The organism is Dongshaea marina (assembly GCF_003072645.1).
Classification (GTDB): Bacteria; Pseudomonadota; Gammaproteobacteria; order Enterobacterales; family Aeromonadaceae; genus Dongshaea; species Dongshaea marina.
This window is the reverse complement of the sequence record NZ_CP028897.1, coordinates 520,995-535,236: the sequence shown is the minus strand read 5'-3', so window position 1 is coordinate 535,236 and position 14,242 is coordinate 520,995. Positions and strand designations below refer to the sequence as shown.

Genomic DNA, 14,242 nt, shown 5'->3' with positions numbered 1-14,242 from the left:
CGCGATAAGGCAGATTCATGGCCATCCCCGGCTTTTTTGGTACACTAGCCGCCCCAAAGGAGTATGTTATGACCCAGCTTTGCGTTGATCCAAAACAGTTTGCCACCCGCCTTCTCCACTGGCAGAGATCCCACGGACGCCACCAGCTCCCCTGGCAGGAAAATCCAACCCCCTACCGGGTCCTGGTGTCTGAAATCATGCTGCAGCAAACCCAGGTGATCACAGTGATCCCCTATTTTGAGCGCTGGATGGAGCGATTCCCGGATATCCATAGCCTGGCCCGGGCCAACGAGGACGAGGTTCTGAGTTTATGGCAGGGACTGGGCTATTACTCCCGGGCGCGCAATCTGCAAAAAGCGGCGCGCTATGTCATCGATGAGCTTGGGGGAGAGTTTCCGGACACGGTGGACGGGATGTTAAAAATCCCGGGGGTTGGACGCTATACGGCCGGAGCCCTGATCTCTTTTGCCTATAATCGGCCGGGCCCCATAGTTGATGGCAACGTCAAGCGGGTCTTTTGCCGCCAGTTCGCCATTGAGGGAGTTCCCGGCACCACTGTTGTCGATAAAAAGCTCTGGCAGCTGGCGGAGCTGCTGACACCAACCGAAGATAACCGGGACTTCGCTCAGGGACTTCTCGATCTCGGGGCGACACTCTGTACGCCCAAGAGTCCGGACTGTCCCCGCTGCCCCTTCAGCGACAGCTGCATTGCTCATATTGAGGGACGCACTGCCGAGCTTCCCACTCCCAAGCCTAAAAAAAATACCCCAACCCGCCAGGGCCATTTCTTATGGATCCGCAGCCAGGACAAGCTGCTCCTTGAAAAGCGGCCGGATACAGGGATCTGGGCATCACTGTGGTGCCTGCCAGAGATCCCCGTCAAGCCTCAACTCGCTGGCGCGAGAGCATTCGACAGCTTTCGCCATACATTCAGCCACTACAAACTCGAGGCCCAGGTCTGGCAACAGGAGTCTCCTGATACCGACAAGTCATCGATGCAGTGGTTTTCGCCCCGGCAGCTTGCCGAGGTAGGACTGCCCGCCCCGATCCGAAAGCTGGTCGAAAAGCAGCTTACGTCACAGCAAGTAGAGCTGGCTATGATAGACTAAAACATGTAACTGTCGGCAACTTGAGGGACCAGGATGCATAGGCTAATTCAATGGGATCAGGCGAGCATGGGGCTGGATATCGAACTCATCGATCATCAGCATCAGCGGTTGGTCGAGATCATCAATCAGCTCTCGGAGCTCACCGAGCCGGAAAACAATGATCCCGTTGAATTCGGGATCATTCTCGGCTACATCGCCGACTATGCCTACTACCACTTCCAGACCGAAGAGCTCTACTTCGATAAATATGACTACCCGGATAAAGAGGCCCATAAGGCCGAGCATAAGTATTATATCGATAAGTGCAAAGAGCTGATTAGCGCATATAACAAGAGCAATGAAGATCAACAGCTTGCCATCAGTCTGCTGACTTTTCTCAGTGACTGGCTCACTCACCATATCTGTGGTTCAGATCGTCAGTTTGCTCCCTGGCTAAGAGAGCATGGGCTCAGATAATCAAGACTCCAATACGAATCGGAGGTAAATTATGGCCATCCGCTGGGATCAAAAAACCATGGGACTGGAGATCGAGCTCATCGATCACCAGCATCAGAGATTGATTCAGATCATCAATCATTTAGCCGAGCTCCTCGAAACCACTGAGTTCTCCTCTGATGAGATCAGCTTGCTACTGGGGAATATTGCCGACTACTCCTACTATCACTTTCAAACCGAGGAGCATTACTTCGATACTCTGGGGTACTCTGGCTCCGCAGGGCACAAGGCCGAGCATCGCTACTATATAGAACAGTACAAGGCTTTTCTAAAGAACTATAAGCGCAATGGTGGCGACCGCCAGATGGCTGAAGATATCCTTAAGTTTTTGTCTGACTGGTGGGTCAGTCATATCTGTATCTCTGATAAACAATACGTCCCGCTGTTCAGGGAGCATGAGATCAAATAACTGCACTGTTCAGGACAAGACCTCAAAGCCCAGCACAGCTGCAGCGGCGCTCCAACTCTTAAGACTTTATTACACACCACTCAAGGAGGATGGTCGTGTTTCACATCTATTGTTGCTGTCTGATTTCACGTCTCACCAACACTGTGTATCCATCCATGGAACCTCTGCTGCAGCATCCCTGCGGCAGCAGGTTGGTAACCTTGAAATCAGTACACTTTTGTATGAGCAACGGATCTGAGACATAACCAGAAGAATTTTAGTGACGAGTCGTTTAAAAGCTTATCCGAGATTCGATGGTCACTTATATATTTATCTATCCGTTATCAATATCTGTCTATACCTATGACAAAGCAAGATATTAAAAACACATAAACTCAAAGTAAAAGATCAGTGAATATTAAAATATAAAAGCCCCCAATAAAAACTAGAAGAGTAATCAAAAATGAACTGGTAGTCTTAGTTTCATCATCGGTTCAGTGGTGAATAATCACATATATCCAGAGCGATTGCTGCTACTTGAAACCTGATTACGAAAATGGCGGATAGAGAGTAATCTCCTTGATAACTCAAGATGATACAAGATAAGCAGTCATGAGAAGCGAACTGAATGCAGAATTGCCGTAAACCAGTCTTGTGGCCTTTGCTGCTGCCACCTGCACTAAGAGTCTGCTTTACAGATCATTTCTCAATTGTAATTACTGCAAATGAAAGATTGAATCCACATACGGGTTTGCAATAAAAACCTTCACATTAAACATTCTATTCAAACGCATGGAGCGCTCTATGAGTTATAGCAATGATATGAGCCTGGTCGGAAACAATACCCCAACTATCAATAATACTCAGTGGAATGAGAAAGAGCATTATTCAGTCACCAATTTTTTCCATGCCCTTTGCCCAAGGTTAACCGAGGATGCAACCAAGGTTTATCAGGATATTGGTCAGGGAATATCAACGATTTCCAGTATGGCTAGTCATGGTAAGTCCTGTATCGAAGATATTATCTCTGCGGTAAAAAAAGAGAAGGGATTCCTGCCCGCACTGCAAAAAGCATTACAGATGATAGGTGAGGGTAAAAACCCCCTAACCGAAGCGATAAAACCCGAGCACCTGAAAGGCCTCAAGGATGATTTTTCCAACCTAAAAAGTAATATCCAGCAACTGCGCCAGGATTCCATTCCCCTAAGCCAGGATCTCCTGCAGGTTGCAGGTAAGGCAAAAGATGCGTTAGCCCAATTAATGGATATTGCCAGAATAGCCAGAGATATCCTCCAGGGACATAAGGATAGTCATAGCTTCGAGCAACTGATCAAAGATGCCCGGCTGGCTTTCAATGATATTAAGGCTATCACCCATGCCTAAAACAAAGCTTTAGATGTTGAAGCGATTGCCTCCGAAGGCCCTGCCATCAATGGCGGGGCCTTCGGTTTCGCTGACCTGTAATCTGAAATCGCGCTTCAGGAACTAAAACTAAGGGTCGGACTCACCTGGCTCCAGATTGCGTCCGCAAGCACCTGGTGTGTTTCATTGCTTGGGTGCTTGAGGTTATAGAATAGATAGCCATCACAGCTATGGACTGGCATACCCTCCCGGTATGGCTCGGAGTAACAAGCCTCCTGTGTATGGGGAAACGCCCACACCCGACCACTCTCGTCCACATATTGATGACTCTGAGCAATTTGATTCAACAGATCAGTTGGATTGAAAAACTGGCTATGAAACCCTGATTGAAGCTTAATTGCGGCCCACAGCGAAGCGTTATACAGCTTGGAAAACTCTGTCATCAGTGGCAATGCCCACTCATTGCCCACCAGCAAGGCTTTCACCGCCGGGATAATCGCCATATCCGGAAGGCCAACAACCAGCATGTTTTGATAAGGCACCCCCGCCTGATGGAGCTTAGCTATATTAGCCGTCATATTAGTTACCGGATTGGACAAGCCCTGCTGTTGCTGCTCATCTTTCACCGACAGGGTTAATAGCTGCCCAAACTCTTCACGTTGCTCAGATGTCGCGGCTAGCCCCTGCTGAATCCCCAGCCTTTCCATTAACTTAGCGATATCATCGAAAAGATCATTGCCACCCCCCACAGCACAATCAGACTATTTTGCAAATAACTTGGGTAGCCTTGTAAAAACAGATCGATCTGTTTGCCGACACTCGGCACACAATAGATCCCGTGCTCCGGATCAATTATCCCTGGCTGTGGGCAGATTTCATCATCATAGATAAAATATGGACTGCTGGTCATATCATTAAGATAGTGATCTCCGGTTTCGGCACTGGCCCAGGCAAAGTTAATATTGAGAGTATCGTCCGCCGCCCGGGAAAATGGGAGCAGCTCTCCCTGCGTGCCATATCCCAGCTTTTGACTAAACTTGTCCGCAAAATAGTTAGCCCAGGTCTTGCGAACCCCATTTTCATCCGGATTGGAGATAGCAGCCCCCACATAGGGTCCTTCGGTTGTGATCCAGCTATTGTTACCGCTATCACTCAGGCTATCTCCAAAAATAAGCAGATGACTAACAGCCTGACCATAAACTGGCATAAAAGACAGGCCAACCAACAGGCTGACCATCATGAGCAGATATTTAATCCCTTTCATTGATGCTTCCTTTGCGTATCTGAGAAGTGTTTTCCATCATCTGCCACCCGAGAGCAGATGCACTAAATTATTCACAGCAATATCTCTCCAACCAGATACTTGCTGTTGATTTGCGATAACGATCACCAAAACCTTCATTAACAAACATATTTTTCGAGTTCACTCATCACGAGAGGGGAACCAATCATTGAGTATGAACAGCACAACGAACCAGGAATATTTGCGTTCAAATGGCTAGCAAGAGCCAACTCTGGTATAAATTGGCGATCGCAACCGACTAATACGGGGAAACTATGGCTCGTAACGTTTTTTGTCTGCGCCTTAAAAAAGAGGCTGAAGGACTGGATTTTCAGCTCTATCCTGGAGAGCTTGGCAAACGCATTTTTGACAACATCTCTAAGCAGGCCTGGGGTGAATGGCAGAAAAAGCAGACAATGCTAATCAATGAGCATAAGCTCAACATGATGGATCCTGAGCATCGTAAGCGTCTTGAGCAGGAGATGGAGAAGTTCCTGTTCGAAGGTGCGGATGTTCATATTGAGGGATATACCCCCCCAGCGAAGGATTGATGCCGACGGGAGGTCGAGTGAAAAAGGCAGTGCGCAGAGGTGTCATGATCTCCAGCCTGGCTCTGCTGGTCGGCTGTAGTGTCAGTGACACCATGAGCTTGACTCAGATCCTAAGCTCGGCCAACCCAAGTCAGGCTCTCGGCCAATGGGCCAGCAATAAAGCCGTAGGCTATGCAGCAAATCCCAAGGCCCTGGTGAATGATCTGGAGCGGCTACACAAGCTTTTTGCCGGCTTGAGTAAAGAGATCGATCGGGTGTGGGGGAAAGATCAGGCTGAACTTCCCCAGCCCAAAAAATATGTCAAATACACGGATCACTACCAGAGTCGGGCCAGCATCGACTTTGAAAGTGGCCTGATCACGGTAGAAACCCTCACCTCCACAGCTCCTAAACAGCAGCTTCGCAAGGCGATCATCACCACCCTGCTCACCCCGGCCAACCCCGAAGATGTAGATCTCTTCTCCGACAAGGCGGTTCAACTCAAGGGGGAGCCTTTTCTCTATGGTCAGGTCAAGGATCAGGATGGTCAGAGCATTCGCTGGCCCTGGCGCGCCGAACAGTATGCCGACTACCTGCTGGCTCACAACCTCAAGATCGACAAGCTCAGGGACAAGACCCGCTACCGGGTCCAGTTTTCCATGGTCAAAGATCATGACTTGAGTCGCAGCTATCGCTATGCAAGCCTGGTGAAGCAGTATTCCCGCCAATATAAGCTGAGCGAAAGCCTGGTCTATGCTGTCATCCAGACCGAAAGTGCCTTTAACCCCTTTGCCGTTAGCTCGGCCGGGGCCTATGGGCTGATGCAGGTTGTACCGGCCACCGCAGGCAAGGATGTCTACCAGTATGTTTTGAACCGACAGGGGCAGCCCAGCCCACAAACCCTGCTTTCACCTCAAAACAACATAGAGATCGGCTCAGGTTACCTGCACCTGCTGGATACCCGCTATCTCAAAAAAATTGCTCAGTCCCGCTCACGCCACTATGCGATGATCAGCTCCTATAATGGCGGTGTTGGAGCGACCCTGCGAACCTTTGATAAAAAGCAATCCGCCGCCTTTGCCAAGATTAATCGCGAAAAGCCAACTTATGTTTATCAACAGCTGGTGACACACCACCCATTCTCCGAGTCCAGAAACTACCTGAAAAAGGTGATCTCGGCAGAAAATCGCTTCAAAAAGGGCAAAACCTAAGCAAAACGTTCAGCAAACAAGCAAACGATCACGAGTTTAAGTTTTTCTTGGAAAAGTTGTTGACTCAATCCATGAAAAAACGTTTAATACGCCCCGTCGCCCAGATAGCTCAGTCGGTAGAGCAGAGGATTGAAAATCCTCGTGTCGGTGGTTCGATTCCGCCTCTGGGCACCATTTTTCGAAGTGGTGTGAAGACAACACTTCAGGTGCAATGCACACAGTTTTGTGTGCCGGCTTAGCTCAGTTGGTAGAGCAACTGACTTGTAATCAGTAGGTCGCCAGTTCGACTCCGGCAGCCGGCACCATTTGCCCAGATAGCTCAGTCGGTAGAGCAGAGGATTGAAAATCCTCGTGTCGGTGGTTCGATTCCGCCTCTGGGCACCATACAATTCCCCCTTAGTTCAGTCGGTAGAACGGTGGACTGTTAATCCATATGTCGCTGGTTCAAGTCCAGCAGGGGGAGCCACATTGAAAGCCCTGACCTAGGTCAGGGCTTTTTTCGTTCTACTCCCGCAATGTTTATCAAACATGCTATGCGCCCGAAGCCAATACTCAACAGAGCCTAGTAAAGCGGGCAGCTCCCGGAGTTCAGCTTACTACAACGACAAAAGCCATCCTGGTACAGCTCGCACTGAGGAGAATCGCTCGAGCGACAAAAACGGCAACGCACCACAATTGCGTCCCGTTCTAACTCGGCTCCCACCTCAGAATCCCCCTCTTCCTGCTCGCAGGGGCTCATTACCCGCAGGATCTCTTGACTCTCACTCATCCGTCATCTCGTTTAACTCTCAACCCTGACACCACCACGAAAGCTATTGCAACCAGTATGCACAATTGCGACTCACCGCGATACCCGCCAAGGATAAGAATCCAACTAAGCTCAATAAATACAAATCATCGCGTCAGATTAACAACGGGAAAGAGCCAGAGCTCAGGGTCGCAAATCCAGGGCGTGACTCTCTCCTGAAACACAACCGGCGTCTGCACCGGCAGTCAATTCAATCCACTGACCCAGACCTCCTCCGGGACAGTCACTGTGACTCTCAATGGTACCCTCAACCAGCCAGAGACAGGGTTGGTTAATGGCACCATCAGTGATGGTAGCAACAGCGGTAATATCAGCTGCATGGTGGATCAGAGTGTACTGAGTGGAACCGACAAATTAATCAGCTGCGTTGGCCAGTCACCGGGAAGCAACTCCGAAATGTTCAATGTGATCTTTACCTCAACCTAGCTCGAGCTCTGAGGGGGCTTTGCCCCCTCTTTTCAGGGTTTACCCTCATTGGAGCCGATAAAAGGGGTGACCCAACTCCCCCACCCCCTCTATAATAGCCGGCAATATTTTTAGACAGATCTCTTCATGCAGCAGTCACTCACAACCGTCAGCCAGATGCTGACTCGCAATGAACAATACTTTGATAATCGCTCCCTTCTGATCTGTGGTGCGATGGAAGATGGCTATCCGCTCCAGCTCAGCGATTGCTGTCAGCAGCTATCTATCTTCACCTGTGACTATCACTACTATTGCCAACTCAGGGAAACCCCTCTGGCAGCTCAGACTCAATATAGCCACAGTTACCAGAGTGAAACCAAGCATGATGCGCTGCTGCTCTACCTGCCTAAGAGTAAAGCGGAAGGCCGCTACCTGCTGGCCAACACCCTGCCATCAATGCAGCCCGGGGCATTGATCGCTCTGGCAGGAGAGAATCGGGGCGGTATTCGCAGCGCCCCGGATCTGCTGGCTCCCTACTGCAGCCAGGTCACCAAGGTTGATTCCGCGCGCCGCTGCTCCCTCTATATAGGGGTCCTGGATAAAGAGGTGCCACCCTTTGCACTGGCCCAATGGATCAATGAGTACTCCCTGGAGCACCAGGGGGAGCAATTTACCATCAAGGCCCTGCCAGGCGTATTCAGCTCGGGACACCTTGATGAGGGAACCGAGCTGCTACTGGATCACCTGCCAAAACTGAGCGGGCGAGTTCTGGATTTTGGCTGTGGAGCCGGAGTCATAGGAAGCTGGATCAAGCGTCATAATCCACAGGCAGAGATTGAGATGGTCGACATCAATGCCCTGGCACTTGAGTCGAGCCGACTGACTTTAGAGTCAAATGGACTAGAGGGTAAGGTGTACCCCTCGGATGTTTTTTCAGACATCTCGCCAAAATTTGACTATATAGTCTCAAATCCTCCATTTCATGCAGGATTAAAGACTCATTATGCAGCAACAGAGCAATTTCTTGCCCGATCTGCTCAATATTTGAGCAATGAGGCAAAACTTATCATTGTTGCTAATGCATTTCTCCAATATCTCCCTATAATGGGGCAGGATTTTAGGAAGGTAAAAACAGTAGCTGACAACCGGAAGTTTCGTGTCTACTTGGCTGCAGATCATTAACGGACCCGTCATGATCCCGCATCCCGCACTACAATTCACTTGCTTGTCTGGTTCAGTTGTATCCCTCAACGAGGTAGTTTTTACGGATTAGAAGAAAACCTTTTCAGACATATCAAAATATCAGGGAGATAACCAACAATGGCAGGTGTACTTGCTATGATCCTCGCCGGAGGCGAGGGAACACGCCTTCAACCGCTAACCGTTACAAGAAGTAAGCCAGCGGTCCCCTTCGGTGGAAGCTATCGCTTAGTCGATTTTGCTCTAAACAACTTCGTCAACGCCGATATTCTGCGGATCTACGTCCTGACTCAGTTCAAGTCCCAGTCTCTCTATCTGCATATGAAAAAGGGCTGGAACCTGTCGAGCATCACGGACCACTTCATCGATCCGATCCCGGCCCAGATGCGTATGGGCAAGCGCTGGTATGATGGCACGGCCGATGCTATCTATCAGAACCTGCGTTTCATCGAACTCGCCGATCCGGAACATGTCTGTATCTTCGGCAGTGACCATATCTACAAGATGGATGTGCGTCAGCTGATCGACTTCCATAAGGAAAAGAAAGCCGCTCTGACTGTAGCTGCGCTGCGAGTACCGCTGGAAGAGGCGAAAGCCTTCGGGGTCATCGAAGTTGATACCGACGGCCGGATCATCGGTTTTGAAGAAAAGCCTGAAAATCCAAAGCATATCCCGGGTGATCCCGATCATGCTCTGGCTTCCATGGGTAACTACATCTTCGAAAGTGACACCCTGTGCCGTGAGCTGCGCGAAGATGCCCACAAGGCAGACTCCAGCCACGACTTTGGTAAAGATATCATCCCAAGCCTCTATCCTCGTGAAGCGGTTTATGCGTATGACTTCTCGACCAACAAGATCCCCGGCGAGAAGAGCCAGGCTTACTGGCGTGATGTAGGAACCATTGATGCCTACTGGCAGGCACACATGGATCTGGTTTCCGACAACCCTCCATTTAGCCTGTACAACCGCAAGTGGCCACTGCACACCTTCTATCCGCCTCTGCCACCGGCAAACATGATCGATACCGATCAAGCCAAGGTGGATGTGACCAACTCACTGATCTCTGCGGGTTGTTACATCCAGGGAAGCCGCATCACCCGCTCGATTCTCGGGTTCCACTGTACCTCAGACAGCGGCAGCCAGATCCATGAATCAGTCCTTCTGGGTAATGTGAAAGTAGGTGAGAACTGCTCGATTCGTCGCGCCATCATCGACAAGAACGTAGAGATCGCTCCGGGTACCGTCATCGGTGAAAACCCAGAGCTGGATCGTGAGCGTTTTACTGTCTCTGAAGGTGGCATCGTCGTGATCCCGAAAGGAGCGCGCGTTGGCTACTGAACCGATGAAGATCCTGTTTGTATCATCAGAAGTTGATGGGATCGTCAAAACCGGAGGCCTGGCGGATGTCGCCAAGGCCCTCCCGCTGGCTCTCAAGCGCCTGGGGCACGACATCCGTGTCGTGATGCCCCTCTACAAAATGGCCAATGTTCGGGAAAAAGCGGAACATCTGCTGGATGCGACCCTGTATACCGAGTCGGGTCACCCCAACATCGACTACAAAGTCTTTAAGGTGATGCTGGAAGATGAGGTGACAGTCTACCTCATCGACTGTCCTCACTACTTCGAGCGGGACAGCCTGTATGCAGAGCACAACCAGTCCTATCCGGATAATGGTGAACGCTTTGCCTTCTTTGCCGCAGCAGCACTGCACAGCACAGAGATGCTGGGCTTCCAGCCACAGATCCTGCACTGTAATGACTGGCATGCCGGGCTCATCCCCTATCTGCTGAAAACTCGCTATGCAAACTCGGCGTTTTTCCACCGCACTAAGAGTGTGATTACTATTCACAATGCGGCATTTCAGGGGATCTTTGCCCGTAGCCAGCTATGGGCCGTGCCTGAGGTGGCAAACTGCTATAAAGAGAATATCCAGCAGGATCATGCACACATCAACTTCCTTAAATGTGCCATCCTGTACGCGGATAAGATCAATGGCGTCAGTCCCAACTATGCCGCCGAGCTGCTCACGCCTCTCGGGGCTCACGGTGTCAGCCACCTGTTCCAGGAGCGCGCCTCTGATCTGAGCGGCATCATCAATGGCTGTGACTACAGCGATTGGGATCCCAAGCGCGATCGCCTGCTCCCCTACCACTACGATGCAGACGACATGCAGGGCAAACAGCGCTGTAAGCGTGCCCTGCAGGATGAGGTAGGCCTGGAGCAGAAAGACTGCCCGGTATTTGGCATGGTCTGTCGCCTGACCGAACAAAAAGGGGTGCACCTGCTGATCGAGGCCCTGCAGGGATTCCTGCTGCACGATGTCCAGGTTGTGATCGTCGGTACCGGCGATCCAACCCTGGCCGGTCAGCTTCACTCCCTGTCCAAGGTCTATCCGCAGCGCCTTAAGTTCATCAATGCCTACAGCAATGAGCTGGCTCACCTGGTGGAAGCGGGAAGTGACTTCTTCCTGATGCCCTCTCTGTTTGAGCCCTGTGGTCTCAACCAGATGTATAGCCTGGCCTACGGCACCCTGCCTGTTGTCCGGGGGGTTGGCGGACTCAAGGATACTGTGGTTGACTATGATACCGATCGTGACTGCGCAACCGGTTTTGTCTTTGATGGACCAACTGGCTTAGAGCTTCTGGCGACACTACGTCGGGTACTGCTGTTCTATCTCCAGCAACCGACCGAATTTGTCCGCCTGCAGCAAAATGCCATGCAGACCAAGTTCGACTGGAATAGCTCCGCGCTACAGTATCTGAAGATGTATCAGTCATCTTTTGACCAGTTGAACGCAAATTTTTATTAATCCCTTGACCTGCGCCAGAAATTGAATAGAATCTCTGGCGTCCCACTGCGAAGGTGGCGGAATTGGTAGACGCGCTAGCTTCAGGTGCTAGTGTTCGAAAGAACGTGAGGGTTCAAGTCCCTCTCTTCGCACCAAAATTTGATATTTTGTTTGAGATGATGTCGAACAAAATCACCCTGCGAGGGTGGCGGAATTGGTAGACGCGCTAGCTTCAGGTGCTAGTGTTCGAAAGGACGTGAGGGTTCAAGTCCCTCTCCTCGCACCATATTTTTGAACCCCAGGCTTAAAAGTCTGGGTTTTTTTCGTTTATGCTTTAGGTTGGTAACACATGGAGGCGACCCAATGAAGCTTGATCCTGATATTCATAATTTTTTTGAGCACCTAGTCGTACAACATATCCACGAGCTGGAGCTTGATGACAGCCGGGATGATGACTTCCTCGCAGATCTCTGCTGCCTGACCCTCAACCAACTTCCTCCTCACTATATTCGTTACGATGTCGATATGTGCTCCTACCTGAGCGATGAGGAGCGTCTCAAGATGGATGATGATGTGGCGGCAGCAATTGATAAGGCCCTTGGCTTCCTCTCAGAAGATAGTCACAAACGGGAAGTCAAAGAAAATGGAGATGTTGAATAACGACTTAAGCTGAGCAGGTCGCTCCTGGAGAAACACCTGCTCTACGCCCCCCTAAAGCTCAGCCACCCGAGGGCACCTTGGCTCAGCCCTGCCAGGGGCTGCTTTATGCTACCAGTTAGCTTGAGCCAGGATCAGCGCTTTCGAGCTGGTAACGCACCACCCGGTTGCGCCCATCCCCTTTCGCCTTGTAGAGCGCCGTATCCGCCTCAGACAGCAGCTCCTCCTGCAGAGAGTCATTGGTGGGTAACACCACACTAAAACCTATGCTGACCGTCACCACAGGCGCCGCCTCTGAGTATTCATGGGGAATGGTGAGCCGCTCAATATTGACCCGGCAGCGCTCTGCCAGGTGATAGGCATCCGCCGTATTGGGCAGGATCACCACAAATTCCTCGCCACCATAGCGCGCCACTATATCAGCTGAGCGCTTAAATGACTGGGTCAGCGCCATCGCTAATTGCTTGAGGCAGTTATCGCCCGCCTGATGTCCATAGTGATCGTTATACTGCTTGAAGGCATCCACATCCACCATCAACAGCGACAGGGGGTGCTGTTCCCGAATCGCCCGATGCCACTCCCGATCCAGTGCTTCATCAAATCCCTTACGATTAGCAACCCCTGTCAGGGGATCGGTTCTATTCTGCCGCTCCAGGGCCTGGCGAGCCTTTTCCAGCTCCCGGGTTCGCTCCTCGACCAGTAAACCGGTTCGGTAGCTGTAATGAAGCACAAGCCTTATATACAGGGCTCCGGCAACCACAATAAAGAATCCCAAAACCAGAATCAGATAGGGGGTCAAACTATGACGCTGAGCAACATAGCCCCGGGTGGGGGTCGCCATTACCTGCCAGCTACGCCCGCCAATATCGATCTCGGTCGTATAATCGAACTCGGGGTGGTAATCATCTTGTGCGACCGCTTCACGGCTGCGATGTTCAAATAAAAGCTTAGGCTCACTGTCACTCACATCATAGAGTGACAGGTTGATCCCCTCGGCCTTGGTCATGGCGATAGCAGAGCGCATGATGCCCGGCAACCGGTAGGCACTAAGTACAAATCCCTTGAGCTTCTGGCGGCGGCTGACGACCGTAGTTGCCCGCCCATCATAGACGGGGAGCATGACGATAAAGCCAACCTCCTCCTCCGGCTCCTGAACCAACACGATCGGCTCGGTTACATTGAGTCTGCCCGAATCCCGGGTCTTATCGAGGGCAATTTTACGCACCCGGGTCGAACCCATATCAAACCCAAGGGCGACCTCATTACCGACCATGGGAGCGACATAGAGTACCGGATAGTAAATCTCGCGCTTAGCGGCGGGGACCAATAACCCCTGATCATTAAACTCGGTGAGCTCAAAATTAGAAAAGCTGGCACGGCGCTGCGTCACAAACTCTGGGCGCTGGACCTCAGAGATCCTGGGAACCCACTCTAGGGCCTGGATCTCCTTATGACGCCTGAGAACCTCCCGGGCCATGCTCTGAAACTCACCGTCACTGACATTCGGAATTGTATTGAACAGGCCACGCATGGCGTAAACCGCTTCAAAATCGATATCAATCTCAAGTTCAATCGCTGCAATCTTATCATCCACATCGTTGCGAAACTGAGCCACGATAGAGCGAGTCTCCTGGTGATAAAAGCTCCAGCTCATGACAGCAACCAGTGCCAGACACAAGAGGATCGCCACGACCAGTATAAGATTGGAAAATGACTTCATAGGACAGTTCCATTGCGCCAGAGCTCTACCTTTAAAGCTTAGCAGGCTAAGGGGTACTCAAGGCTCTAATCACTAAAAGAAGGACAGCAAGCTCACAGGGTGTCCATAGACTAGTCTCATGCTAAAATCGCTCAATTTCGTCATTCTGCCGGAGATCTAATGCTACTGATGATCGATAACTAGCATTGGCATCCATCAAAATCCACCAGCATCCAACAGCACCCGTAGAGCCCTGTGATTAAAGGGTTTGGTGTCTTGCTAAGTCCAGCTCCTTCCATTGCCATCCG

Annotated in this window: 15 protein-coding genes and 6 tRNA genes; 17 read left to right on the top strand and 4 right to left on the bottom strand. The window is 50.8% G+C overall.

Going from position 1 to position 14,242, the window contains the following annotated elements:
* Positions 1-68 precede the first annotated feature (68 nt).
* From mutY to DB847_RS02745, 4 genes are all read left to right on the top strand, one after another.
* Positions 69-1,109, top strand: a complete 1,041-nt coding sequence (mutY, locus tag DB847_RS02760) for an A/G-specific adenine glycosylase (RefSeq protein ID WP_108649338.1) — start codon at positions 69-71, stop codon at positions 1,107-1,109.
* A 33-nt stretch (positions 1,110-1,142) separates the two neighbouring features.
* Positions 1,143-1,565, top strand: coding sequence for a bacteriohemerythrin (locus DB847_RS02755; protein WP_108649337.1), 423 nt, complete (start codon positions 1,143-1,145; stop codon positions 1,563-1,565).
* 31 nt (positions 1,566-1,596) lie between these two features.
* Positions 1,597-2,013 (top strand): bacteriohemerythrin, encoded by a 417-nt coding sequence (locus DB847_RS02750; protein ID WP_108649336.1) that lies wholly within the window; start codon positions 1,597-1,599, stop codon positions 2,011-2,013.
* A 783-nt stretch (positions 2,014-2,796) separates the two neighbouring features.
* Complete coding sequence (locus DB847_RS02745) at positions 2,797-3,375, top strand: hypothetical protein (protein WP_108649335.1); 579 nt, start codon at positions 2,797-2,799, stop codon at positions 3,373-3,375.
* A gap of 95 nt (positions 3,376-3,470) precedes the next feature.
* On the opposite strand, the gene DB847_RS02740 is transcribed toward DB847_RS02745, so the two are convergent.
* Both DB847_RS02740 and DB847_RS02735 read right to left on the bottom strand, forming a co-directional pair.
* Positions 3,471-4,061, bottom strand: coding sequence for an SGNH/GDSL hydrolase family protein (locus DB847_RS02740; protein WP_108649334.1), 591 nt, complete (start codon positions 4,059-4,061; stop codon positions 3,471-3,473).
* Complete coding sequence (locus DB847_RS02735; protein ID WP_108649333.1) at positions 4,061-4,618, bottom strand: SGNH/GDSL hydrolase family protein; 558 nt, start codon at positions 4,616-4,618, stop codon at positions 4,061-4,063. The genes DB847_RS02740 and DB847_RS02735 overlap by 1 nt, the downstream gene beginning before the upstream one ends.
* A gap of 293 nt (positions 4,619-4,911) precedes the next feature.
* Between DB847_RS02735 and DB847_RS02730 the strand changes: the two genes are divergently transcribed.
* From DB847_RS02730 to DB847_RS02705, 6 genes are all read left to right on the top strand, one after another.
* The gene (locus DB847_RS02730) at positions 4,912-5,187 is read left to right on the top strand and encodes an oxidative damage protection protein (protein ID WP_108649332.1); all 276 of its coding nucleotides are present in this window, start codon (positions 4,912-4,914) and stop codon (positions 5,185-5,187) included.
* Positions 5,188-5,204: 17 nt separating this feature from the next.
* Complete coding sequence (locus DB847_RS02725) at positions 5,205-6,377, top strand: murein transglycosylase domain-containing protein (RefSeq protein ID WP_159084348.1); 1,173 nt, start codon at positions 5,205-5,207, stop codon at positions 6,375-6,377.
* Positions 6,378-6,475: 98 nt separating this feature from the next.
* Positions 6,476-6,551, top strand: a tRNA-Phe gene (locus DB847_RS02720).
* A 55-nt stretch (positions 6,552-6,606) separates the two neighbouring features.
* Positions 6,607-6,682: transfer RNA gene (locus DB847_RS02715), tRNA-Thr, on the top strand.
* Between the two features lie 3 nt (positions 6,683-6,685).
* A tRNA-Phe gene (locus tag DB847_RS02710) sits at positions 6,686-6,761 on the top strand.
* Positions 6,762-6,767: 6 nt separating this feature from the next.
* Positions 6,768-6,843: transfer RNA gene (locus DB847_RS02705), tRNA-Asn, on the top strand.
* Between the two features lie 96 nt (positions 6,844-6,939).
* Here the strand turns inward: DB847_RS02705 and DB847_RS02700 are convergent.
* Complete coding sequence (locus DB847_RS02700) at positions 6,940-7,146, bottom strand: hypothetical protein (RefSeq protein ID WP_108649330.1); 207 nt, start codon at positions 7,144-7,146, stop codon at positions 6,940-6,942.
* A 267-nt stretch (positions 7,147-7,413) separates the two neighbouring features.
* Here DB847_RS02700 and DB847_RS02695 point away from each other — a divergent pair, with 267 nt between their 5' ends.
* The 7 genes from DB847_RS02695 (at position 7,414) to DB847_RS02665 (ending at position 12,238) form a co-directional block, all read left to right on the top strand.
* Entirely contained in the window at positions 7,414-7,611 is a 198-nt protein-coding gene (locus tag DB847_RS02695; protein ID WP_108649329.1) for a hypothetical protein, read from the top strand.
* Between the two features lie 126 nt (positions 7,612-7,737).
* A complete protein-coding gene (rsmC, locus tag DB847_RS02690) occupies positions 7,738-8,772 on the top strand; it encodes a 16S rRNA (guanine(1207)-N(2))-methyltransferase RsmC (RefSeq protein WP_108649328.1) in 1,035 nt (344 codons plus the stop codon).
* Positions 8,773-8,910: 138 nt separating this feature from the next.
* Complete coding sequence (gene glgC / locus DB847_RS02685; protein ID WP_108649327.1) at positions 8,911-10,128, top strand: glucose-1-phosphate adenylyltransferase; 1,218 nt, start codon at positions 8,911-8,913, stop codon at positions 10,126-10,128.
* Positions 10,118-11,599 carry a glycogen synthase GlgA gene (gene glgA, locus DB847_RS02680; protein ID WP_108649326.1) on the top strand — a complete coding sequence of 494 codons (1,482 nt, stop codon included), beginning with the start codon at positions 10,118-10,120 and terminating at the stop codon, positions 11,597-11,599. Before glgC ends, glgA begins: the two co-directional genes overlap by 11 nt.
* Before the next feature lie 47 nt (positions 11,600-11,646).
* Positions 11,647-11,733, top strand: a tRNA-Leu gene (locus DB847_RS02675).
* 44 nt (positions 11,734-11,777) lie between these two features.
* Positions 11,778-11,864: transfer RNA gene (locus DB847_RS02670), tRNA-Leu, on the top strand.
* Between the two features lie 77 nt (positions 11,865-11,941).
* Positions 11,942-12,238, top strand: coding sequence for a late competence development ComFB family protein (locus tag DB847_RS02665; protein ID WP_108649325.1), 297 nt, complete (start codon positions 11,942-11,944; stop codon positions 12,236-12,238).
* A 115-nt stretch (positions 12,239-12,353) separates the two neighbouring features.
* Here the strand turns inward: DB847_RS02665 and DB847_RS02660 are convergent, their stop codons facing one another.
* A complete protein-coding gene (locus DB847_RS02660) occupies positions 12,354-13,955 on the bottom strand; it encodes a CHASE domain-containing protein (RefSeq protein ID WP_108649324.1) in 1,602 nt (533 codons plus the stop codon).
* Positions 13,956-14,242: the final 287 nt, after the last annotated feature.

Bases quoted from the DNA above. Each gene is read 5' to 3' on its own strand.
- mutY (WP_108649338.1), top strand. From the start codon at position 69: ATGACCCAGCTTTGCGTTGATCCAAAACAGTTTGCCACCCGCCTTCTC.
- DB847_RS02755 (WP_108649337.1), top strand. From the start codon at position 1,143: ATGCATAGGCTAATTCAATGGGATCAGGCGAGCATGGGGCTGGATATC.
- DB847_RS02750 (WP_108649336.1), top strand. From the start codon at position 1,597: ATGGCCATCCGCTGGGATCAAAAAACCATGGGACTGGAGATCGAGCTC.
- DB847_RS02745 (WP_108649335.1), top strand. From the start codon at position 2,797: ATGAGTTATAGCAATGATATGAGCCTGGTCGGAAACAATACCCCAACT.
- DB847_RS02740 (WP_108649334.1), bottom strand. From the start codon at position 4,061: ATGGAAAGGCTGGGGATTCAGCAGGGGCTAGCCGCGACATCTGAGCAA.
- DB847_RS02735 (WP_108649333.1), bottom strand. From the start codon at position 4,618: ATGAAAGGGATTAAATATCTGCTCATGATGGTCAGCCTGTTGGTTGGC.
- DB847_RS02730 (WP_108649332.1), top strand. From the start codon at position 4,912: ATGGCTCGTAACGTTTTTTGTCTGCGCCTTAAAAAAGAGGCTGAAGGA.
- DB847_RS02700 (WP_108649330.1), bottom strand. From the start codon at position 7,146: ATGAGTGAGAGTCAAGAGATCCTGCGGGTAATGAGCCCCTGCGAGCAG.
- rsmC (WP_108649328.1), top strand. From the start codon at position 7,738: ATGCAGCAGTCACTCACAACCGTCAGCCAGATGCTGACTCGCAATGAA.
- glgC (WP_108649327.1), top strand. From the start codon at position 8,911: ATGGCAGGTGTACTTGCTATGATCCTCGCCGGAGGCGAGGGAACACGC.
- DB847_RS02665 (WP_108649325.1), top strand. From the start codon at position 11,942: ATGAAGCTTGATCCTGATATTCATAATTTTTTTGAGCACCTAGTCGTA.
- DB847_RS02660 (WP_108649324.1), bottom strand. From the start codon at position 13,955: ATGAAGTCATTTTCCAATCTTATACTGGTCGTGGCGATCCTCTTGTGT.